This is a genomic window from Gilliamella mensalis (genome assembly GCF_900103085.1).
GTDB classification, from domain to species: Bacteria; Pseudomonadota; Gammaproteobacteria; order Enterobacterales; family Orbaceae; genus Gilliamella; species Gilliamella mensalis.
On sequence record NZ_FMWR01000016.1, the window covers coordinates 1 to 22,075 of the forward strand.

The window sequence follows — 22,075 nt, forward strand, 5'->3', positions numbered from 1 at the left end:
AAGCATGAGTCGAAGAGGAAACTGCTTTGATAATGCGGTTGTTGAAAGTTTTTTTATACACTCAAAACACACATTATTCATGACTGTTACTACAAAACGAGGAAGCAGGCTAATAAAGCACTATTTGAATATATTGAAATCTATTATAATCGGATACGCCGTCATTCAGCCAATGGCTGGGGATCGCCTGAATAATATGAACAACAATATTACCGACACAACAGTGTGTACAGTTAAATATTTTGGCGAGATAGCTATTATTTTCTTGATATGTTGATTGATAATCTAGCTCATTCCATATAAAATCACATTATGTGCAATCTCATTTAATTTCTTAAAATTTCTAGCTTTTTAGCTAACATTATTTAGAATAATTTTATTAGCCTTTCGAATTATTTGACTAATAGATATCTACAAATCACCGATTAGCTGTCCTTTTATTCATTTTTTAGTTATGCCCTTATCGACAATTAGCATTTTATAAACCATTGTATGCTATTAGATAGTTAACTTTATATAGTTTTTATAATATATCCCGTAATTTTTAATTGTATTATTGATTTTGGAGCACGTATGACAACATCTAAAGTAGCAAAACCGATTTTCGGTGATAAAAAATATCAAATAAGAGCTCGCGCGGCATTACCATTACTAGTCCGCCAAGCAAAGCTTCGCACCCCAATTTCCTACTCAGATCTTGCAGAAGAATTGGAAATGCCTAATCCACGTAACCTAAATTATGTTCTTGGTTCTATAGGTCGATCGTTAGAAGATCTTTCGAAAAAATGGGGTAATAAAATTCCTCCACTTCAATGTATTGTAATAAATAAACAAACAGAACGTCCTGGCGAAGGAGTTGGAGGATTTCTTACAAAAAATCAAGATTTTCATAAGCTTGAATATTCAAAAAAAGAAGCGCTAATCGAAAAGAAAATAGAAGAGGTATTTGACTATTCCGATTGGAATAAAGTCCTTAAATATTTTAATATTCAACCGATCAATACCGATTTTTCTTTTTTAATAGATAGTACTACAGGCATTTATGGTGGCAAAGGAGAGAGTCAAGAGCATAAAGCTCTAAAGATGTATATTGCGAACAACCCGCAAATTATTGGTCTTGGAAAAAATATGCCAATCGGCAAGACAGAGTATCCATTACCTTCAGGTGATAATCTAGATGTTTCATTTTACAATCATAACGCTTGGATTGCAGTAGAAGTAAAATCCTCAAAGTCAGTCCAGCAAGATATTGTGCGTGGAATTTTTCAATGTATTAAATATGCATCAGTTATGAAAGCCAAATTATTTGTAAAATCACGTATAAAAAAAGATGTAAGAGCTGTGCTTGTTTTAGAATCCAAACTACCTCCTGATTTGCTAGTGTTGAAAAATATACTTCGTGTTGAGGTAATAGATGGCATTTCTCCTCCCCATAAACATAAATAAGAAAAAAACATATATTATAATATGATGCTGTACAATACCCTTACTCAAAAACCCTATATTTTTAAGGGTTTTTGAGTTGACTTATTAGATTAACTAATTAACTATTTGTTTTTAGCTTTATACTCATCATAATATTCTTCTGCCAATTTGCGCATTGATAGACCAATTGCGGCATATTGGTATTCATTTAAATTAGCTAACGAAGCTCGAGCAGAAGGATGCTGTACAGCAAAGCCTTTACCTGGTAATAATACAACCCCTGCTTCATCAGCAATTCTAAATAACATTTCAGATGGATTTTTATTTTTTAGGATCCATTTTGCAAAATTATCGTCGTATAATTCTCGACAAATATGTTCAAGATCCACTAGCGTATAGTAATCTACACTGTTTTCATCCGTTTGATGTTTAAGACCTAAATGTTGATAAAGTGATGCTGCACGGCGTCGGATTAGTGATTTTAATGCAGATTTATAACTTTGATCGCTATCCATCATTTCACATAATGCAAATAAAACCATTTGTACTTGTTGTGGTGTTGAAAGACCGGCAGTATGATTTAATGCAACCGCACGGCTGTCAGCCACTAGTCGGTCAATAAATTTTAGGTTTTCTGGATCAGTAACAATTGAGCTATAGCGTTTATTTAAGATCTGTTTAGTTTTGTTTGGTAATGCTTTAATTGTTTTGTCGATAACATTATCGCGAGCTGTGGCAATGACACCTAAACGCCAACCAGTCGCGCCAAAATATTTAGAAAATGAATAAACTAAAATGGTATTTTGTGGGCATATTGCAAATAAAGATTGAAAATCATCCGCAAATGTACCATAAACGTCATCGGTCAGAATAATCAAATCAGGGCGTTTTTTAACAATATCAGCAATAATTTTTAGACTTTTATCATCAATTTTAACTGATGGCGGGTTAGATGGATTAACAACGAAAAAGGCTTTAATTGATGGATCTTCTAATTTACGCAATTCTGACTCAGGGTACTGCCAATTTGCATTAGGATCAGAATTGATTAACACCTCAACTAGTTGATAGTCATTGAGTTCGGGAATCTCAAGATAAGGCGTAAATATTGGTGCACCAATAGCAATTTTATCGCCTTTTTGGATTAAACCGTTTTCTTTCATTGAATTAAAAATATAAGCCATGGCAGCTGTGCCACCTTCAACGGCAAATAAATCGATGTTATCACGATCCAGATATTGAGCGCCCATTTGTTGTAAAATATAGGCTTTAACCACATCTTCACTAAAATGTAGCATTCTGTCAGGTACTGGGTAATTGCATCCCAAAATACCTTCTACCATTTCTTGTAAAAAAGCATTTTCGTCCAACCCAAGTTGGTCACGAATATAAGAAAAAGCTTTACCTAAAAAGGCAACCCCAGGAGTGTTATAGTTTTGACAAATAAAATGTTCAAAGCGTCCTGTTAATCCAGCTTTGATTGGCATGCCACCTACGCCTTCATTTAAATATGAAAATGACATTTCAGATTCTTGAGTTGCAAACACACCTAATTGAAAAAAGGCTTGTCGAGGCCAAGTCGCAAGGAAGTTAGGATTGCCTCTTCCTGCATTTAACATTACGCGATCAGTATGACTTTGTGCTAGTTTAATTAAGTTATCTTTCAATTCAAAAGGACTTAAATTAGCATATTGGCTGTATTGTGTATTGTTTTTCATACATTTGTATCCTTAATTTGATATATCAATTAAACAAAAGCAACAACTAATGGACCTAATAAAGTTAGGAAGACATTAGCTAAAGCATAAGTAATAGCAAAAGAATTAGTTGGTGTTGAGTTGCCAGCTTTATTAAGCACTTCACCAAAAGCAGGATTAGCACTACGTGCTCCAGCTAACGCACCAGCAAATACTGCTGCATTTTTATAGCCAAGCACATATTTACCAAAATAGATGGCAAGCAGCATAGGTAATAAGGTCACAACCACACCAATTAGAAATAGGGATAAACCTTGTTCTTTAATAGTATTAATCGCTTGAAGACCTGAACTGAGACCCACAACAGCAACAAAACCTGCTAAGCCAAAGTCTTTTAAAAGTTGCACTGCACCAGTTGGAATATTACCAATAGTTTGATGAACAGAGCGATACCAACCAAATAATAAACCAGATAAAAGCGCACCACCGCCTGCACCTAAAGTAATTGGAATATTGCTAACACGAATCACAACTAAGCCAATAATAAGACCGACAACAAGCCCTAACCCATGGAATATCCAGTCAGTTTTTTCGCTTTTAGTAATTGGCGCACCGATTTTATCAACCACTCGACGAAGATCACCATCAGCACCATAAATGGTAATAACATCACCTAGTTTTAAATAGATATCATTATTAAGGGGAAGAGATTGACCATCACGATGAATAGCCACAAGATAGATACCATGTTTTAATTTCATGACTTCGTCAGAAGTGAGCACTTGTGTAAGATTTTGTCCTACATACTTGTTGTTACGCATTTCAACATCTAGCTTGTTCATCACAACGTCCATACCTGATGCTGAATTAACTTCGGTACCAAGTAGATCATGCGCTTTAATCATTGCATCACGGTGACCAACAACTAGAATGATATCTTTCGACTTTAATATTGTTTCTGGTGTTGCTTCAATAATGTTATTGCCACGCTTGATACGCTCAATGCTAATACCATCAACAGTTTGCTCCACATGCGCGACGGTTTGATTGATTTTGTTTGAAATACGATATAAACGACCACTAATATCTGATAAAGCTAGATTTTGATCAGCCCCCAATAAAAGTGATCCATGAAGCTGTTCAGCTTGTGCTTTAATTGCATCATCGGCGATATCTTTCCCCATGATTTTTGGCAAAATATTAACGCACACAATAATGGCACCTAGTGAACCAAATATATAAGTTACCGCATAGCCAATGGTGACATTTGCTTGCATTTTTCTTAACTCTTCGACACTTAATCCAAGTTGACTTAAAGCATCAGATGCCGTACCCATAATAGCAGATTGGGTTAAACCACCTGCTGCTAAACCAGCAGCAAGACCTTTATCTAAATTGAATATTTTAGCTAATACCACAACAGTTATAAAACTAGCAACTGCAATAAATAATGCTAAGAAAATTTCGCGTAATGTTTTAACGCCCAGTGAGCGGAAAAACTGAGGACCACTTTCATAACCTACTGCATAAATAAACAGTGCGAAAAGAATCGCTTTAACGCCTGCGTCAATAGTAACACCAAAAACACTTAACGCAACGGCAACGAGTAATGAACCTGCGACACCACCAAGTTGGAATTTTCCCATCCGAATGCCACCAATTAAATACCCTAAACTTAACGATAAAAATAATAAAATTTCAGGGGAGTGTTTAAGTCCATCTAAAATCCAGTTTGAAAGCCATTGAAACATAATAATTGTCCTCAAGCATAGTGATTTATGAATCATAAAAAAGATATGTAATAGAATGGAGCCATATTCATCAATTTGTATGAATATTGCTTTATATTAAATCGCAATTAGATTAATAGATATTCAGTTTTAACAATTAATGCTATCGTTAGAAGATAATATAGGATGATAAGTAATATTCATTAAAAAAATACTAAATTGATTAATAAATTGTTTTGGAAAAAAAATTGAGGCGTCGCCATAATATTGATATAAGATTGCGCGTAAATTATAGATTTAAAAAGGGCTATTACAGCCCATTTCCTTGTCTGAAAAATAATTTTTCGATACTCTTTACGACATTTTTTGAAATTTTTTCTGATAATTTTTGTCTACGTTGATAACTAACAGCGATAATTTTATGCGATTCTAAGTGAGATAAAATAAAATCATCACTGGTACTAATTTCGTCAACTAAGCCTTTATCTTTGGCTTGCGTTGCAAACCAGTGTTCACCAGTAGCAACTTGTTCGATATCCACGTTTGGACGATACTCTTTAACAAAATCTTTAAATAAAATATGAGTTTCTTCTAATTCCTGTTTAAATTTTTGGCGACCTTCTTCAGTGTTTTCTCCAAACATGGTTAACGTACGTTTATACGCACCTGCTGTTTGTAACTCAATATCCACATCATGTTTTTTAAGTAAGCGGTTAAAGTTAGGAATTTGTGCAACCACACCAATTGACCCCACAATGGCAAATGGCGCAGCGACAATTTTTGAAGCTGTACATGCCATCATATAACCACCACTGGCAGCAACTTTATCAACCACAGCGGTAAAAGGAATATCACGCTGCCTAAACCGTAATAGTTGCGATGCTGCAAGTCCATAACCGTGGACGACACCACCAGGGCTTTCCAGTTTAACGACAACTTTATCTTCTGGTTTAATAACAGCCAATACTGCTGTAATTTCTTGACGTAACTCTTCAACCTCATGCGCATCCATACTGCCGTTAAAAGACAATACAAACAATTTTGGTTTTACTTGCTGGTCTGTATGACTCTCTGCTGGCTTGGTTGTATTTACTGGCGTTGACTGTTCGTCAGATTTTTCTTGCTTTTTAACTTGTTTCTTTTTTTGTTTAGCCGCTAACTTTGCCTGCTTTTTCTCAAGTTTTTTCTGTTTTTTAAGATCTTTCATAAACAGCTTAGCTTCTAGCTCGTCCATACTTGACATTAACATGTCATCTTTAACTTGCTCATATTCTTGACTAATATCTTTAACCGATAAACGCCCTGCCACCGTTGCTGACTTACGGCGTTGACTTAGCATAAAAATTAACACAGCTAAAATTGCAATAACGACTGTTGCGGTTTCAGCTAAAAAAAGTGAATACTCAGAAAACCAATTCATTTAACTATTATCCTTTGTTTGTATGTATTTAGTAATTATAACAAGATAATTATAAATTGTGCCGAAAATCAATAAAGATAAAATAGTCGCTTTATTCGGCAATTTAAATTATTTATACTGATAGTCCAATTTATTGTTAGATGAGAACTAATATGCCTTTACGCCCAATTACTGAAATCGCTAAACAATGCAACATCCCAGAAGAATTTGTTCTGCCTTATGGCAAACATGTGGCAAAAATCGATCTATCTATTCTTAAAACCAACCAAAACAAACCTAACGGCAAATTAGTGTTAGTTACCGCTATTACGCCAACCCCACTTGGTGAGGGTAAAACGGTGAATACTATCGGACTAAGTGAAGGCTTAAATTATATTGGGAAAAAAGCCATTGCTTGTATCCGTCAGCCAAGTTTAGGTCCTGTATTTGGTGTAAAAGGTGGTGCTGCTGGCGGTGGTCTGGCTGAAGTATTACCTATGGAAACTTTAAATCTGCATTTAACTGGTGATATTCACGCTATTACTGCCGCCCATGATTTGGCATCAGCCGCATTAGATTCACGGCTTTATCATGAAGAACGCTTGGGCGATGAATTTACCGCACAAACGGGCTTGCCTCGTCTCAATATCGATGTAAATCGCATTGTGTGGAAACGCGTGATAGATCATAACGATCGTGCGCTTCGCAAAATTACTGTTGGTGTCGGTGGTGGCGTTAATGGCATTACACGCCAAGATGGATTTGAAATTACCGCAGCGTCAGAACTTATGGCAATTTTAGCATTAGCCTCAGATTTACACGATATGCGTGCACGCATTGGGCGTATTATTCTTGCTTATAATACTCAAGGTGAAGCGATTACCGCAGAACAACTTGAAGTTGCGGGCGCTATGACAGTGTTACTAAAAAATGCAATTAATCCAAACCTGATGCAAACAGTTGAAAATACGCCGGTACTTATTCATGCGGGACCTTTTGCTAATATTGCCCATGGCAACTCCTCTGTCATTGCAGATCGCATTGCTTTGCAACTTGCCGATTATGTCGTAACCGAAGCTGGTTTTGGCTCAGATATGGGCATGGAAAAATTCTTTAATATTAAATATCGCCAAGCAGGAATAAAAGCCTCATGTGTAGTGCTGGTTGCAACGGTTCGTAGCTTAAAATCTAACAGCGGTAAATATAATATCAAACCAGGACAAGCGATTCCAAAAGAAATCTCAGAATCTAATGTGGAGCTGCTTGAAATTGGTGCGGCTAATTTAGCGTGGCATATCAACAATGCTAAAAGTTATGGGCTACAAGTGATTGTTGCCATTAATCGCTTTCCACACGATAGTGAAGAAGAACTCGCATTTTTACAAAAATATGCAGTTGAACATGGGGCATTTGCTTGCGAAGTGAGTGAAGTTTTCACTCAAGGCGGTAAAGGCGCTGAAAAACTGGCAGAGCATGTTATCAAAGCGTGTGATATGCCAAGTGAGATCAAATTACCTTACCCTGACAACATGTCACTTGCTGATAAAATCCAAACTATGGTAAAAAAATACGGCGCCAACAAAGCTAATTTATCAGCACAAGCACTGGAAAATATCAAAGAGATAGAAGCATTAAAACTCGATCATTTGCCGCTTTGTATCGCTAAAACCCCTATGTCAATTAGTGCTGATGCCAATCTAAAAAATGTACCTACCGATTTTGATGTCGACATTAGTCACTTAGCTATATCTGCTGGTGCTGGTTTTATTCGTGTTTATGCTGGTAATGTAATGACCATGCCAGGGCTAGGCACTAATCCAGCTTATAGACAAATTGATATTGACAAAGATGGTAATATTGTAGGTTTAAGTTAATGCAAGAAGTGATTATGCAAACCCAACAACAATATAAAGCATTTATTGACGAAGAAAACTGTATTGGCTGCGGCAAATGCATCCGTGTTTGCCCAACCGATGCCATTGTCGGTAGCAAACAAGTATTGCACACAATACTGCCACAATTATGTACCTCGTGTAGTAATTGTATCAATACCTGCCCAACAGACTGTATTACATTAAGTACGTTAGGTAGCGTATTGAGTGAATCAGAAGAGTTAATGCTAACTCAGAAAAAGCAACAGCGATTAGGCCATAATCAGTTAGTGCCACCAACGATCTTGTTTCCACGCACCATGCCGACGACAAACAAAATCAGCACTCCCACCGATCGTAAACAGTCAATAGCCGACGCCATTGCTAGAGTAAAAGCCAAAAAAAACCTCGCTAAATAGCGGGGTTCGACAATCTGAGCCAACTTTGTTGACTAGTTTCTAGTTTCAATAATGATAACGACACGATAGAATAATAATGCAATTATTTTCAATTTTATAAACTAATCTATGTTCACTATCAATCCTTCTTGACCAATAGCCAGATAAATTAAACTTTAGACTTTCGGGCTTACCTAGGCCAGAAAATGGTGTTCTGCTAATATCTTTAAGAAGTTCATTGATGCGTTTAATCATTTTTTTATCAGTTTTCTGCCAATATAGATAATCACTCCAAGACTCATCAGAAAATAATTTATTCATCGTTCAACTGATGCTCTTGCAATTTTCCACTATTAATTTGTTCTAATGAACGCAACAAATGAGCTGCATTTGCAGGCGAACGATATAAGCGTGCTGTTTCTTCTAAAGATGAATACTCTTCATATGACATTAAGACACAATTATCTCCGTTCTGACGAGTAATAATAGTTGGCATTCTGTCATTTACAACTTCATCCATTTTAGCTGATAAATTTGCTCTTGCCGCTGAATAACTAATATGCCTCATAATATTTCCTTATTGAAAACTTAATTAACCTGCTAACATTGTACAAAATACTTGTACAACATCAACGGTTATTTTCCTTAAATTATAAAAAAATGATAAAAAGAATAGACCAGTCGCAGGGAAAAAATAGCTTTTAGCGTTCTCATTGAGCACATTGAAAACAATATCGTTTATTATTACAATAGACGAAAATTAAAAAGCTTATTTTTTGAAAAAAAATAAACCCCGAATTGTATCGAGGTTTATTATTAAGTCGAGCTAACTAAATAGCGAGGTTTTCATATTACGGTAGCATTAATACTACATTAGTCTTTATTACCACTTCTATACGCACGTTTACGGTCATTTTCAGTTAAATGACGTTTACGTAAACGGATCGATAATGGTGTAACTTCCACTAATTCGTCATCATCAATAAACTCTAATGCTTGTTCTAATGACATTTTGATTGGTGGTGAAAGTGTTGTTGCTTCATCGGTACCTGATGCTCGCATGTTGGTTAATTTTTTACCGGTTAGACAGTTAACCGTCAAATCGTTTGAGCGAGTATGAATACCAATGATTTGACCTTCATAAACTTCAGCACCATGACCTAGGAATAACTTACCACGGTCTTGTAAGCCATATAGCGCATAAGCCAATGCTTTACCTGTACCGTTTGAAATCATTACGCCATTATTACGTTGACCAATTTCGCCTGGGCGAACGTCATCATAATGACTAAAGGTAGAATAAAGTAAACCGGTACCTGAGGTCATGGTCATAAATTCAGTTCTAAAACCAATAAGACCACGACTTGGAATGATATAGTCTAAACGTACGCGACCTTTACCATCTGGTAGCATGTTTGTTAAGTCACCTTTACGTAAACCAAGTGCTTCCATCACTGAACCTTGATGTTGTTCTTCAATATCAAGCGTAACTTGTTCAAATGGCTCTTGTTTTTTACCGTCAATTTCTCTAAAGATAACTTTAGGACGAGAAACCCCTAGCTCATAACCTTCACGGCGCATATTTTCGATCAGTACAGACAAATGCAATTCACCACGACCTGAGACTCTAAAAGCATCTGGATCTGGCGTTTCTTCGACACGAAGTGCAACATTATGGACAAGCTCTTTATTTAAACGTTCAAGAATTTGGCGAGAAGTGACATATTTACCCTCTTTACCAGCAAACGGTGAGCTATTGACATTAAAGAACATAGTTACAGTTGGTTCATCAACGGTTAACGCAGGTAATGCTTCAACGCAGCTATTATCACAAATCGTATCAGAGATGCCTAGTTCACCAAGCCCCGTTAATGCAATAATATCGCCAGCTTCGGCAACTTCAGCCTCATAGCGTTGTAGTCCTAAATGACCAAGAACTTGCCCTACTTTGCCAGTTCGTTTATTGCCTTCACTATCAACAATAGTCACTTGTTGATTTGGTTTAACGCGACCGCGTTTAATACGACCAATACCAATAACACCAACATAATTATTATAATCAAGTTGAGAAATTTGCATTTGGAATGGACCGTCTAAATCAACCTTTGGTGGTTCAACATATTTAACGATCGCTTCAAATAATGGCGTCATATCTTCAGCCATATTTTCATGATCTAAACCTGCGATCCCCATTAATGCTGAAGCATAAACGATAGGGAAATCTAACTGTTCATCAGTTGCCCCTAAATTAACGAACAGATCAAATACTTGATCAACAACCCAGTCAGGACGTGCACCTGGACGATCGACTTTATTGATAACCACAATTGGTTTTAAACCATAAGCAAACGCTTTTTGCGTTACAAAACGTGTTTGTGGCATTGGTCCATCCATTGCATCAACGAGCAATAGTACAGAATCAACCATCGACATAACACGTTCAACTTCACCACCAAAATCAGCATGTCCTGGGGTGTCAACGATATTAATTCGGTAACCATTCCAATCAATAGCGGTATTTTTAGCTAAAATGGTAATACCACGCTCTTTTTCAAGCGCATTAGAGTCCATGATACGTTCGTTATCGTCACCACGTAGATTATCTAACGTACCCGACTGTTTTAATAACTTGTCAACCAAAGTCGTTTTACCATGGTCAACGTGGGCAATAATGGCAATATTTCTTAAATTTTCAATCACAATTAAAATTCCAATTAGGAGACACATTCTATAGGCGCGGTATTGTACACCTTTTTAGCCGAAATGTTGATCTATATCACAAAGTTTATTTAAAAGAACTTGAAAAGTTGATAAGTTTAGAAAAATATCGATTTGTTTGTGAAAAAGTTTCAGGAAACTATGCGTTTAAGTATAAAACTGATCGGCAAACTCATCTACCTTTGCCCAATCCGTATATTCAATCATCGGTTTTGTCACATCAGTATCGCCCTTTCCTAACCACATAATCAAACGGATCATATTGCGATCAAACCAATTATATTGTGGATAATACAGCGCGCCGGCAAAAACCGCAGTAATGGCTGGTTTCCATGCTATTTTAGCTAAGAATTTTTTGGTGTATAAATTTGTTTCTGGTGTATTTTTATTGGGTTTTCTCGCCACCATATTTACCCCAAAAAATCCAGACTTCATATTATTTAATTGGTTATAATGCTTATCAATAAACGCTTTCATCACTTTGCTATAAAATCCATAACGAATTGAACAACCTAATAATGCTGCTTGGTATTGTGTCAGATCAATTTTAGTATCGGGTAGCAGTTCAATAACATCGCAATCACATTTACCATTAAGTTGTGTTTTTATGCGTTGCATAATCTTCAGTGTCTGCTTTTCATGTGTGGTATAGAGTAATAAAACTTTCATCACGGAATTCATAACATTGCCTCCTTTTTTATTAAACCCATTGGTAAATATCAACATTACTTTTTTTATGATAAAAATTAAAAGATTGGGGATGATTTCGTTAAAAACTTTGATTATAGTATTAGGCTAATTTAACCAGACTGGAACTGATTATGGTCATTTCACCTCCAAAACTGAGTGCTATTATTTTGGCGGCAGGAAAAGGTACACGGATGTATTCCAACCTACCTAAAGTTTTACATAAAATCGGCGCCAAGCCGATGTTACAACATGTTATTGATACAGTTCAACAACTTAATACTAATCGCATCAATATTGTTTATGGTCATGGCAAAGAACAACTTGAAAACACGCTCAAAGATCAACCTGTGCAACTGGTTTATCAAGCTGAACAGCTCGGCACTGGTCATGCTGTTCAACAAGCTATCCCTTATATTCAAGATGATGAAGATATCTTAATTTTATATGGTGATACCCCCCTGATATCGGTTCAAACGCTGCAAACTTTAATTGCTAACAAACCAAAGCAAGGCATCGCATTATTGACCGTAATACTTGATAACCCAACTGGATATGGCCGTATTGAACGCCACAATGGCAAAGTCGTTGCCATTGTGGAACAAAAAGATGCCACACCTGAGCAACAAAAAATCGATGAAATTAACACGGGTATCATGCTTGTTACTGGCAAATTATTGAAAAATTGGCTAGCTCGTTTAACCAACAATAATGCGCAACAAGAGTTTTACTTAACTGACATTATTGCTTTTGCGCACCAAGATGGTTATGAAATATTAACCTCGCACCCAGTGCAACCATTTGAAGTTGAAGGTGTCAATAATCGTCTGCAATTAGCTACATTAGAACGACAATATCAACACCAACAAGCTCAACATTTATTACTTGCTGGCGTCACACTGCTTGATCCAAAGCGCTTTGACTTACGTGGCACACTCACACATGGTAAAGATGTTACCATTGACTGTAACGTGATTATTGAAGGCAATGTAAAATTAGGCAATAACGTTTTTATAGGTGCAGGCTGCATCTTAAAAAACTGTACAATTGATGATAATTCAAATATCAGCCCGTATAGCATTATTGAAGATTCAACTATCGCTAAACAGTGTACTATCGGTCCCTTTGCTCGCCTACGACCAGGCTCACAACTTGACGAACAAGCCCATGTCGGCAATTTTGTCGAATTAAAAAAAGCGCATCTGGGCAAAGCAACCAAAGCTGGACACTTAAGCTACCTTGGCGACAGCGAAATCGGCAGTAATGTCAACATCGGTGCTGGCACTATCACCTGTAATTATGATGGCGCCAATAAATTTAAAACCATTATTGAAGATGATGTATTTGTCGGCTCTGACACACAATTGATTGCACCAGTAAAAGTGGGTAAAGGCGCAACCATTGCAGCAGGTACAACCGTTACAAACAATGTGAACGACAACGAATTGGTCGTAAGTCGAGTTAAACAAAAACAACTTGCTGGTTGGAAACGACCTACAAAGTTAACTAACGAGGAATAAATTATGTGTGGTATTGTGGGTGCTATCGCCAAACGTGATGTTGCTGAAATATTATTAGAAGGTCTAAAACGGTTAGAATACCGTGGTTATGACTCAGCAGGACTGGCAATTATCTCACCACACGGCGAACTACAACGCGTTCGCCGTGTTGGCAAAGTGCAAGCCCTAACAGACGCCATTGCAAAACATCCACTTAAAGGAGTTACCGGCATTGCACATACTCGATGGGCAACCCATGGTGAACCCGTTGAACATAACGCCCACCCACATATATCTGGCTTTATTGCTGTCGTGCATAATGGAATTATTGAAAATTTTGAACCATTGCGTGAAAAGCTGATCGCCAAAGGCTACCAATTCCGTTCAGAAACCGACACTGAAGTTATTGCCCACTTAATTCATGACATTATATCAACCGAAGATTGTTCCTTATTTGACGCCGTGCAAAAAGCTATCCCACAGCTACGAGGCGCTTATGGCACAGTCATTATGGACACGCGCAACCCAGATATATTAGTTGCAACGCGCTCTGGCAGCCCTTTAGTTATTGGTTGTGGCGTAGGCGAAAACTTTATTGCATCAGATCAGTTAGCACTATTACCTGTCACCCGCCAATTTATCTATTTGGAAGAAGGCGATACCGCGCTTATCACTCACCACACAGTGACCATCATAGACAAAAATCATCATGAAGTAATGCGCCCATGTATAGAATCTGATGCAAAATACGATGCGGGTAGCAAAGCAGGCTATAGCCACTACATGCAAAAAGAGATCTACGAACAACCTAATGCGATCAAAAATACCCTTGAAGGGCGTATGGCACATGGTAAAGTGGATTTATCGGAACTTGGTGAGAATGCAGAAAATATACTAAAGCAGGTTGAGCATGTGCAAATTGTTGCCTGTGGCACCGCTTATAATGCCGGTATGGTAGCTCGCTACTGGTTTGAAGCCTTAGCGGGTATACCGTGCGATGTCGAAATTGCCTCAGAATTTCGTTACCGTAATCCCGCTCGTCGCAAAAACAGTCTATTTATAACCCTTTCACAATCAGGCGAAACAGCTGACACACTCGCAGCCTTGCGATTGGCGAAAGAAAACCACTACTTAAGCACCCTTGCTGTCTGTAATGTGGCTGCATCCACACTCGTACGTGAAGCCGATTTAGTTTTATTAACCAGAGCAGGAGTTGAAATTGGTGTTGCATCAACTAAAGCTTTTACCACACAATTGACCGTATTATTGCTACTAGTTGCAAAATTAGGGCGTTTAAATAATATGGCACAAAGTACCGAGCAAGCAATTGTCCACGCTTTACAAGCCTTGCCAAACCGCATTGAACAAGTGCTTATCTCTGAACCACAAATTAAAAAATTAGCAGAGCAATTTGTTGATAAACATCATGCGTTATTCTTAGGGCGGGGCAATGAATACCCAATTGCGATGGAAGCCTCGCTAAAACTCAAAGAAATCTCTTACATTCACGCTGAAGCCTATGCCGCTGGCGAACTCAAACATGGTCCATTAGCATTAATTGATGCTGACATGCCAGTAATTGTGATGGCTCCTACCAACGAAATGCTAGAAAAACTAAAATCCAATATCGAGGAAGTGCGGGCGCGTGGCGGTCAACTGTATGTTTTTGCCGAGCAAGATGCGGGATTTGTCAGTGATGACACCATGCAAATCATTAATCTACCCCATATAGAAGAACTTACCGCACCAATTTATTACACCGTGCCCACACAACTACTCGCGTATCATGTTGCTTTAATCAAAGGCACTGATGTCGATCAACCTCGTAATTTAGCAAAATCGGTTACCGTGGAATAAATTTCACTACATTAAATGTGAGGACTGACAGTATGGTTTTAGTATCGTAATCAAAACTCGTAATCAAAACTAAAGTTCTCACATAACATCTACAAAAAACTAAATTTTTACGGTGATATGTTTTTCAGTGATTTTTTATCATGGCGCAAGTCTTTGTTAACGCGTTTGGAGAAGATCACTTATTTTGTAAAAAAGTTTCAGGAAAATATGCGTTTTAGTCTATTGGACTTAATGCTGCGCTTTTTAAACCTAAAAATGTGATCTTAATCACAAAAATAAAAAATGGATTGCTTTTAACAATGTGATGTTCATCACACTTATCAATTTTTTTTGATGAATCGAATAACAAAATCCCTCTACAATAACTGCATAATGATAATACCAATCAATAAGGAAAGATGAATATTATGACAACCTCAAACATCAAATTAAAAGTCCAAAATTTTGGACGATTCTTAAGTAATATGGTTATGCCAAATATTGGTGCGTTTATTGCTTGGGGATTTATTACCGCTATTTTTATTCCAACAGGCTGGTTCCCTAATGAAACTATTGCCAAGCTAGTTGGACCTATGATTACTTATCTATTACCACTCTTGATTGGTTATACTGGCGGTAAATTAGTTCATGGTGAACGTGGTGCCGTGGTTGGTGCAATCACAACGATGGGCGTCATTGTTGGTTCAGATATTCCGATGTTCTTAGGAGCGATGATCGTCGGTCCACTTGCTGGCTGGGTAATAAAGCAGTTTGATAAAGCCATAGACGGTAAAATTAAAAGCGGTTTTGAAATGTTAGTCAATAATTTCTCAGCAGGCATTATCGGTATGCTACTTGCATTGCTTGCTTTTTTCGCAATTGGGCCAGCTGTCGTTATTACATCCGGTAAATTAACTATTGCCGTTAATTTCTTAGTTGAGAATAATTTATTACCTTTAACGTCGATCATTATTGAACCGGCTAAGATTCTTTTTTTAAATAATGCCATTAACCACGGTATATTCTCACCATTAGGCATTCAACAAGCAGCTGAATATTCTCAATCTATTTTCTTTTTAATCGAAGCCAACCCTGGTCCTGGCTTAGGTTTATTACTCGCTTATATGTTCTTTGGTAAAGGATCTGCAAAAAGCTCAGCCAGCGGTGCTGCGATCATTCACTTCTTTGGTGGAATCCACGAAATTTACTTCCCTTACGTATTAATGAATCCACGTCTTATTATAGCCGTTATTTTAGGGGGAATGACAGGTGTATTTACTTTAACACTATTTGGAGCAGGGTTAAGCTCACCTGCATCACCTGGTTCAATCATTGCAGTTCTTGCCGTCACACCAAAATCATCCATGCTTGGCGTAATTTTTTCTGTTATTGCTGCAACCATGGTTACTTTTATCGTTTCCGCTATTTTATTAAAAATAACCAAAGAGACAGACAAAAGTCTTGAAGATGCAAAATCAAATGTTTCTGCAATGAAAAATGAATCAAAAGGTATTGCAAATAGTATGATTGATCTGGCTAAAGTAAAAAAAATTATTGTGGCTTGTGATGCAGGAATGGGATCAAGTGCGATGGGAGCTGGAGTATTACGCAAAAAAATACAAGATACAGATTTAGATATTTTGGTCACTAATTTAGCAATTAATAATCTACCCAATGATGTTGACATAGTTATCACGCATAAAGACTTAACCGATCAAGCCAAGCAACATGCCCCAGATGCATATCATATTTCATTAACCAATTTTTTAGACAGTCAATTATATAGCCAACTGGTGGCGGATCTTTTAAGTTCTCAAGCGAATAGTCAGGCATCTGAAACGACACCTGTCAGTAATCAATCCACTGATAATGCGCCTCTATTTAAATTATCAGAACAAAACATCTTTTTAGGGCTAACCGCTAAAAACAAAGAAGAAGCCATTCGTTTTGCTGGGCAAAAATTGGTCGATAATGGTTATGTTACACCGGCCTACATTGAAGCTATGCTAGATCGTGAAAAATTAACGTCAACTTATTTAGGAGAATCGATAGCCGTTCCACATGGTACGATTGAATCAAAAGACAAAGTTATTAAAACTGGCATCGTATTTTGCCAATACCCAGCTGGTGTTCAATTTGGCGAAGACGAAGACGACCAAGCGAAAATTGTAATAGGTATTGCTGCACGTAATAATGAACACCTTGATGTCATTGCAAAACTGACTAATGCCCTTGATGATCAAGACATTATTGCCAAACTTGTTAACACAACAAGTATTGAAGAGGTACTCGCTATTTTAAGTTAATATCACCTTTATCGTTCCCACTTAACAAGTGGGAAACCATTACCATTTTTAAAAATAAATTTAATTAAGGATTATTATAATGCAAGCATTACATTTTGGCGCAGGTAATATTGGGCGTGGTTTTATTGGAAAATTACTATCAGACGCTGGCATTCATGTCACATTCGCCGATGTCAACCAACAAATCATTGATGCAATCGCCACTCGTCACCAATACCCAGTAAATGTTGTTGGTGAACAATCGACTACCGAAATAGTCAAAAATGTCGATGGAATTAACAGCACATCTAATGAAGTTATTGATTATATTGCTAAGGTTGATTTAGTCACCACCGCTGTTGGTCCTCAAGTTTTAGCACGTATTGCCCCAAGTATTGCACAAGGTATTGTTGAGCGTCATAAACAAGGCAATACCAAACCACTTAATATTATCGCTTGTGAAAATATGGTTCGTGGTACCAGCCAATTTAAACAAGAAATATTCAATGCATTGCCACAACAACTTCATCATTGGGTGAATAACCATATTGGTTTTGTTGATTCAGCAGTGGATCGCATCGTGCCACCTGCCACATCAAAAACAGGAGATATACTGGAAGTCACCGTTGAAACTTTTTCAGAGTGGATTGTCGATGAGACACAGTTTGTTGGTATTATTCCGACAATTAAAGGTATGCAACCTGTTGATAACTTAATGGCTTTTGTTGAACGTAAGCTATTTACCTTAAATACGGGGCATGCAATTACGGCTTATTTAGGTTTCTATTATAGTTTTGAGACCATTCGTGATGCAATTTTAAACGAAAAAATTCGTTTAATTGTTCGTGGTGCCATGGAAGAAAGTGGTTTAGTACTTATCAAACGTTACAATTTTGATGAACAAAAACATATGGCCTATATCGAAAAAATCTTAAACCGCTTTGAAAATCCTTATTTGCATGATGATACTTCACGTGTTGGTCGTCAACCAATGCGTAAATTAGGCGCTGGTGATCGTTTAATTAAGCCATTGCTAGGTACTTTTGAGTATCAAGTTAAAAATACTAACTTACTAATCGGTATCGCAGCTGCTCTCAACTATCGTAATAGTGATGATGAGCAAGCGGTTGAACTGGCAAAACTCATTACTGAAAAAGGTGTTACACAAGCTTTTTGTCAAATCGCTGGTATTGATGTTAACAATTCTATTGTTAAGCAAATTGAAGAAATTTATACTACAATGCAAAATCATCAATTTACCCATAACACCTAATGCCAGAATCGATATTACAAGAAGATACGATATTAGAAAAACTTAACCAGCAAGCTGACATTCACAGCTTGCTAACTGTTGCAATAAAATTAATCAATGATAATGTCAACAAATTAATTCTTAAAGTCTTTCGAAAAGAACCACACGCTATTAAATTTGTCATTCCGTCATTAGTCGGTAAAAATGGACCACTCAATGATACCTCTGTTTGCTTAAAACTACTTTATGCGTTGGGAATTATTTCTCGTGAGGATTACGAAGATATAGAGCTACTGATTGCTATTTTAGACGAGCTAGAGCAAGATGACAGGCAATATACTTATTTAGATGATGAAATTTTAGGGCCTATTAGCTTATTACATGATATGGTGTTTCCACCAAGCTGGGAATCACAACACGAAAAAGCCAAACAATCTGGCATTGTCGACACTTTAAAATCCTCTATGTACCAAAACCGTTATCAACAGATGATACGCTCAGCATTAATTATTGCTATTACCGACTTAACTTCTCGAATTATTAATAAGCAAAAAATCGATTATTTTCCATAAATAATTATGGTAATTACAAGTTAACAAAAGCATATTTATAAATCACTCAAGCCGATATATAACATTTACCCTCAAATGATTTATTTTTTTATCGATATTAATTTTCATCTATCAACACTATATTTAAACGCACATCTTATCTTAAATTTTTTGACAAAATTATTAACACAAATCAAACAATGTTTTTTTTAAATTCAGCCTTTATTTCCCACCATTGCAATTAGTCGGTATAATGCCAGCAATTTTATTGTAAAGTGGATTATGCATGAAAACGCTATTTGCCAGCACATCTCGCGGGCTTGAAGAGTTATTAAAAAAAGAGTTAGAACACATTGGTTCAACCAATTGTAAGATTACGCAAGGCGGTGTCTATTTTGATGCTGACGAAACAACTGTATATCAATCACTATTGTGGTCACGTTTAGCGTCACGCATTTTATTGCCAATAGCCGAATTTGATATCTATAGCGATTTAGATCTGTATTCTTGCGTATTTAATATTAAATGGACAGATATTTTTGCTGTCGATAACGCTTTTGTGATCAACTTTGTTGGTGTTAATGAGTTTATTCGTAATAGCCAATATGGTGCACTTAAGATCAAAGATGCCATTGTCGATCATTTTTTACGTAATACAAACCAAAGGCCCAATGTAGCAAAGCAAGATCCGGATATTCGGCTTCATGCTTATTTAAATAAAAACCGTGTCACACTGTCTTTAGATTTGAGTGGTAATAGCTTACATGAGCGTGGTTATCGCCAGCAAACAGGGCAAGCACCATTAAAAGAGACCCTTGCTGCTGCCATTATTATGCGTTCAGGTTGGCAAAGTGATGAACCACTGCTTGACCCGATGTGTGGCTCGGGCACGCTGCTGATTGAAGCCGCTATGATTGCATCAAAAATCCCACCGGGATTACAACGCAAACAATGGGGATTTTTTGCTTGGAAAGGCTTTAATCCAACTTTATGGAATGAGCTATTATTTTCAGCCAAACACAATATTTGTAAATCCAATACCCCTTTTATTGGTTACGATAATAACCCAGCAGTACTTGATCGAGCCAAACAAAATGCCATCCAAGCAGGCGTGGGTGATTTAATTACGTTTTCGATGCAAGATGTAACACAATTAAGTAATCCATTACTAGCACAAACAACAGGTATGATTATTAGTAATCCACCTTATGGCGAACGCTTAGAAAGCGAGCCAGCACTTATTGCTTTGCATACCGCACTGGGTCAACAAATTAAACAAAATTTTGGTGGGTGGAAATTATCGCTATTTAGCGGCGCTCCGCAGTTATTAGATTGTTTACAAATGCGAGCAGATAGACAATTCAAAGCCAAAAATGGTCCACTGGACTGTATACAAAAAAATTATGTCATTGCTAAGCGTAACACTGAACATCCAATCAATAATCCAACGTTGCCAGCTACAGACTTTGCTAATCGATTACGCAAAAATAAGCAAAAGTTAGAAAGATGGGCTGCTCAAGAACAGCTAGAGTGCTATCGACTTTATGATGCGGATTTACCTGAATACAACGTTGCTATCGATCGTTATAAAGATAAAATAGTGATGCAAGAATATGCCGCACCTAAAAATATTGATCCACAAAAAACACGCCAGCGACTTTTTGATATTATCAATGCAACCATGTCTGTACTTGAACTTACTGCCGATCAGCTAGTATTAAAAACGCGTGAAAAGCAAAAAGGTAAACAGCAATACCAAAAGCTTGGACAAAAGCAGGACTACTTTTTAGTACATGAATACCCTATTAATCAACGAAAAACCGCATTTTGGGTTAATGTAACCGATTATTTAGATACAGGATTGTTTTTAGATCATCGCTTAGCACGAAAAATGATTGGCGAAATGAGTGCCGGCAAGGACTTTTTAAACCTATTTGCCTATACAGGTAGTGCAACGGTTTATGCTGGACTTGACGGAGCAAAATCAACCACCACGGTCGATATGTCTCGCACCTATTTGGAATGGGCTGATCGTAATTTAAAACAAAATGGTTTAACAGGTAAAAAACATCGATTAATTCAGGCGGATTGTTTGCTCTATTTATCTCAAGCTGATGAGCAATTCGATTTAATTTTTATCGATCCGCCGACATTTTCGAATTCAAAACGTATGCACGATACCTTTGATGTTCAGCGTGATCATCTAAAATTAATGACGGATTTAAAACGTCTGTTAAGACCTAATGGTACTATCATTTTCTCCAACAATAAGCGTGGTTTTAAAATGGATAGTCTCGGTATGCAAAATCTGGGGCTCACCTATCAAGAGATTACTAATAAAACCCTTTCGCTTGATTTTAAACGCAACAAACAGATCCATTGCTGTTTTATTGTAAAACATCAATAGAGGATGCTAGAAAACAGCAAGGTAGCATATTGATTTTATTAATGTTTTTATAAAACCAAAAAACAAAAAATTCAATAAAATCAATATTCTACCTGAACAACTTTATAGAAATAAGAAAGATACAACAAAACACCTAGTCCACCCGAATATCAAAATAATCGTTAGAGGATGCTGAACATTAATGCGATGTTAGTATGCTAAACATAGATGCTTAGCATGATTTTGCAATATCCTAAATAAGTCACAATCAGTATGTTAAGACCAGGCGATCACTTAAGCTACTTTTGTGCATGTGAACATCTCTTTAGATTATTTTTAAG

At 36.9% G+C, this 22,075-nt stretch carries 16 protein-coding genes and 1 pseudogene; 10 read left to right on the forward strand and 7 right to left on the reverse strand.

Features of this window, described 5'->3' with window-relative positions:
• Nucleotides 1–195, forward strand: a pseudogene (locus BQ5209_RS08875) (IS3 family transposase); the annotation flags it as partial.
• Nucleotides 196–573: 378 nt separating this feature from the next.
• The gene (locus BQ5209_RS08880; protein WP_085248214.1) at nucleotides 574–1,446 is read left to right on the forward strand and encodes a hypothetical protein; all 873 of its coding nucleotides are present in this window, start codon (nucleotides 574–576) and stop codon (nucleotides 1,444–1,446) included.
• A gap of 101 nt (nucleotides 1,447–1,547) precedes the next feature.
• Here BQ5209_RS08880 and BQ5209_RS08885 read toward each other — a convergent pair whose 3' ends face one another.
• From BQ5209_RS08885 to sohB, 3 genes are all read right to left on the reverse strand, one after another.
• Complete coding sequence (locus BQ5209_RS08885) at nucleotides 1,548–3,143, reverse strand: bifunctional aspartate transaminase/aspartate 4-decarboxylase (RefSeq protein ID WP_085248216.1); 1,596 nt, start codon at nucleotides 3,141–3,143, stop codon at nucleotides 1,548–1,550.
• A 29-nt stretch (nucleotides 3,144–3,172) separates the two neighbouring features.
• Nucleotides 3,173–4,873 carry an aspartate-alanine antiporter gene (aspT, locus tag BQ5209_RS08890; RefSeq protein WP_085248218.1) on the reverse strand — a complete coding sequence of 567 codons (1,701 nt, stop codon included), beginning with the start codon at nucleotides 4,871–4,873 and terminating at the stop codon, nucleotides 3,173–3,175.
• A 289-nt stretch (nucleotides 4,874–5,162) separates the two neighbouring features.
• The gene (sohB, locus tag BQ5209_RS08895; protein WP_085248220.1) at nucleotides 5,163–6,272 is read right to left on the reverse strand and encodes a protease SohB; all 1,110 of its coding nucleotides are present in this window, start codon (nucleotides 6,270–6,272) and stop codon (nucleotides 5,163–5,165) included.
• Between the two features lie 140 nt (nucleotides 6,273–6,412).
• Here sohB and BQ5209_RS08900 point away from each other — a divergent pair, with 140 nt between their 5' ends.
• Nucleotides 6,413–8,125, forward strand: coding sequence for a formate--tetrahydrofolate ligase (locus BQ5209_RS08900; RefSeq protein WP_085248222.1), 1,713 nt, complete (start codon nucleotides 6,413–6,415; stop codon nucleotides 8,123–8,125).
• A complete protein-coding gene (locus BQ5209_RS08905; RefSeq protein WP_085248224.1) occupies nucleotides 8,125–8,541 on the forward strand; it encodes an RnfABCDGE type electron transport complex subunit B in 417 nt (138 codons plus the stop codon). The genes BQ5209_RS08900 and BQ5209_RS08905 overlap by 1 nt, the downstream gene beginning before the upstream one ends.
• 45 nt (nucleotides 8,542–8,586) lie before the next feature.
• Here BQ5209_RS08905 and BQ5209_RS08910 read toward each other — a convergent pair whose 3' ends face one another.
• The 4 genes from BQ5209_RS08910 to hemG form a co-directional block, all read right to left on the reverse strand.
• Entirely contained in the window at nucleotides 8,587–8,841 is a 255-nt protein-coding gene (locus BQ5209_RS08910; RefSeq protein WP_085248226.1) for a Txe/YoeB family addiction module toxin, read from the reverse strand.
• Nucleotides 8,834–9,088 carry a type II toxin-antitoxin system prevent-host-death family antitoxin gene (locus BQ5209_RS08915; protein WP_085248228.1) on the reverse strand — a complete coding sequence of 85 codons (255 nt, stop codon included), beginning with the start codon at nucleotides 9,086–9,088 and terminating at the stop codon, nucleotides 8,834–8,836. The genes BQ5209_RS08910 and BQ5209_RS08915 overlap by 8 nt, the downstream gene beginning before the upstream one ends.
• 305 nt (nucleotides 9,089–9,393) lie before the next feature.
• Complete coding sequence (typA, locus tag BQ5209_RS08920) at nucleotides 9,394–11,220, reverse strand: ribosome-dependent GTPase TypA (RefSeq protein ID WP_085248230.1); 1,827 nt, start codon at nucleotides 11,218–11,220, stop codon at nucleotides 9,394–9,396.
• Between the two features lie 165 nt (nucleotides 11,221–11,385).
• Nucleotides 11,386–11,907, reverse strand: a complete 522-nt coding sequence (gene hemG, locus BQ5209_RS08925; protein WP_085248267.1) for a menaquinone-dependent protoporphyrinogen IX dehydrogenase — start codon at nucleotides 11,905–11,907, stop codon at nucleotides 11,386–11,388.
• 152 nt (nucleotides 11,908–12,059) lie between these two features.
• Between hemG and glmU the strand changes: the two genes are divergently transcribed.
• The 6 genes from glmU (at nucleotide 12,060) to rlmKL (ending at nucleotide 21,755) form a co-directional block, all read left to right on the forward strand.
• On the forward strand, nucleotides 12,060–13,445 hold the full coding sequence (glmU, locus tag BQ5209_RS08930; protein ID WP_143421895.1) for a bifunctional UDP-N-acetylglucosamine diphosphorylase/glucosamine-1-phosphate N-acetyltransferase GlmU: 1,386 nt from the start codon (nucleotides 12,060–12,062) through the stop codon (nucleotides 13,443–13,445).
• Between the two features lie 3 nt (nucleotides 13,446–13,448).
• On the forward strand, nucleotides 13,449–15,281 hold the full coding sequence (gene glmS, locus BQ5209_RS08935) for a glutamine--fructose-6-phosphate transaminase (isomerizing) (protein WP_085248232.1): 1,833 nt from the start codon (nucleotides 13,449–13,451) through the stop codon (nucleotides 15,279–15,281).
• 407 nt (nucleotides 15,282–15,688) lie between these two features.
• Nucleotides 15,689–17,566 (forward strand): PTS mannitol transporter subunit IICBA, encoded by a 1,878-nt coding sequence (locus BQ5209_RS08940; protein ID WP_085248234.1) that lies wholly within the window; start codon nucleotides 15,689–15,691, stop codon nucleotides 17,564–17,566.
• A 79-nt stretch (nucleotides 17,567–17,645) separates the two neighbouring features.
• The gene (locus tag BQ5209_RS08945; RefSeq protein ID WP_085248236.1) at nucleotides 17,646–18,818 is read left to right on the forward strand and encodes a mannitol-1-phosphate 5-dehydrogenase; all 1,173 of its coding nucleotides are present in this window, start codon (nucleotides 17,646–17,648) and stop codon (nucleotides 18,816–18,818) included.
• On the forward strand, nucleotides 18,818–19,369 hold the full coding sequence (locus BQ5209_RS08950) for an MltR family transcriptional regulator (protein WP_085248238.1): 552 nt from the start codon (nucleotides 18,818–18,820) through the stop codon (nucleotides 19,367–19,369). The genes BQ5209_RS08945 and BQ5209_RS08950 overlap by 1 nt, the downstream gene beginning before the upstream one ends.
• A 265-nt stretch (nucleotides 19,370–19,634) precedes the next feature.
• Entirely contained in the window at nucleotides 19,635–21,755 is a 2,121-nt protein-coding gene (gene rlmKL / locus BQ5209_RS08955) for a bifunctional 23S rRNA (guanine(2069)-N(7))-methyltransferase RlmK/23S rRNA (guanine(2445)-N(2))-methyltransferase RlmL (RefSeq protein ID WP_085248240.1), read from the forward strand.
• The last annotated feature ends 320 nt before the right edge of the window (nucleotides 21,756–22,075 follow it).

What these genes read in the sequence shown, in the direction of transcription:
- BQ5209_RS08905 (WP_085248224.1), top strand. Translation starts at nt 8,125, where the DNA reads ATGCAAGAAGTGATTATGCAAACCCAACAACAATATAAAGCATTTATT.
- rlmKL (WP_085248240.1), top strand. Translation starts at nt 19,635, where the DNA reads ATGAAAACGCTATTTGCCAGCACATCTCGCGGGCTTGAAGAGTTATTA.
- hemG (WP_085248267.1), bottom strand. Translation starts at nt 11,907, where the DNA reads ATGAAAGTTTTATTACTCTATACCACACATGAAAAGCAGACACTGAAG.
- glmS (WP_085248232.1), top strand. Translation starts at nt 13,449, where the DNA reads ATGTGTGGTATTGTGGGTGCTATCGCCAAACGTGATGTTGCTGAAATA.
- BQ5209_RS08945 (WP_085248236.1), top strand. Translation starts at nt 17,646, where the DNA reads ATGCAAGCATTACATTTTGGCGCAGGTAATATTGGGCGTGGTTTTATT.
- sohB (WP_085248220.1), bottom strand. Translation starts at nt 6,272, where the DNA reads ATGAATTGGTTTTCTGAGTATTCACTTTTTTTAGCTGAAACCGCAACA.
- BQ5209_RS08950 (WP_085248238.1), top strand. Translation starts at nt 18,818, where the DNA reads ATGCCAGAATCGATATTACAAGAAGATACGATATTAGAAAAACTTAAC.
- BQ5209_RS08880 (WP_085248214.1), top strand. Translation starts at nt 574, where the DNA reads ATGACAACATCTAAAGTAGCAAAACCGATTTTCGGTGATAAAAAATAT.
- glmU (WP_143421895.1), top strand. Translation starts at nt 12,060, where the DNA reads ATGGTCATTTCACCTCCAAAACTGAGTGCTATTATTTTGGCGGCAGGA.
- BQ5209_RS08940 (WP_085248234.1), top strand. Translation starts at nt 15,689, where the DNA reads ATGACAACCTCAAACATCAAATTAAAAGTCCAAAATTTTGGACGATTC.
- BQ5209_RS08900 (WP_085248222.1), top strand. Translation starts at nt 6,413, where the DNA reads ATGAGAACTAATATGCCTTTACGCCCAATTACTGAAATCGCTAAACAA.
- BQ5209_RS08885 (WP_085248216.1), bottom strand. Translation starts at nt 3,143, where the DNA reads ATGAAAAACAATACACAATACAGCCAATATGCTAATTTAAGTCCTTTT.
- BQ5209_RS08915 (WP_085248228.1), bottom strand. Translation starts at nt 9,088, where the DNA reads ATGAGGCATATTAGTTATTCAGCGGCAAGAGCAAATTTATCAGCTAAA.
- BQ5209_RS08910 (WP_085248226.1), bottom strand. Translation starts at nt 8,841, where the DNA reads ATGAATAAATTATTTTCTGATGAGTCTTGGAGTGATTATCTATATTGG.
- aspT (WP_085248218.1), bottom strand. Translation starts at nt 4,873, where the DNA reads ATGTTTCAATGGCTTTCAAACTGGATTTTAGATGGACTTAAACACTCC.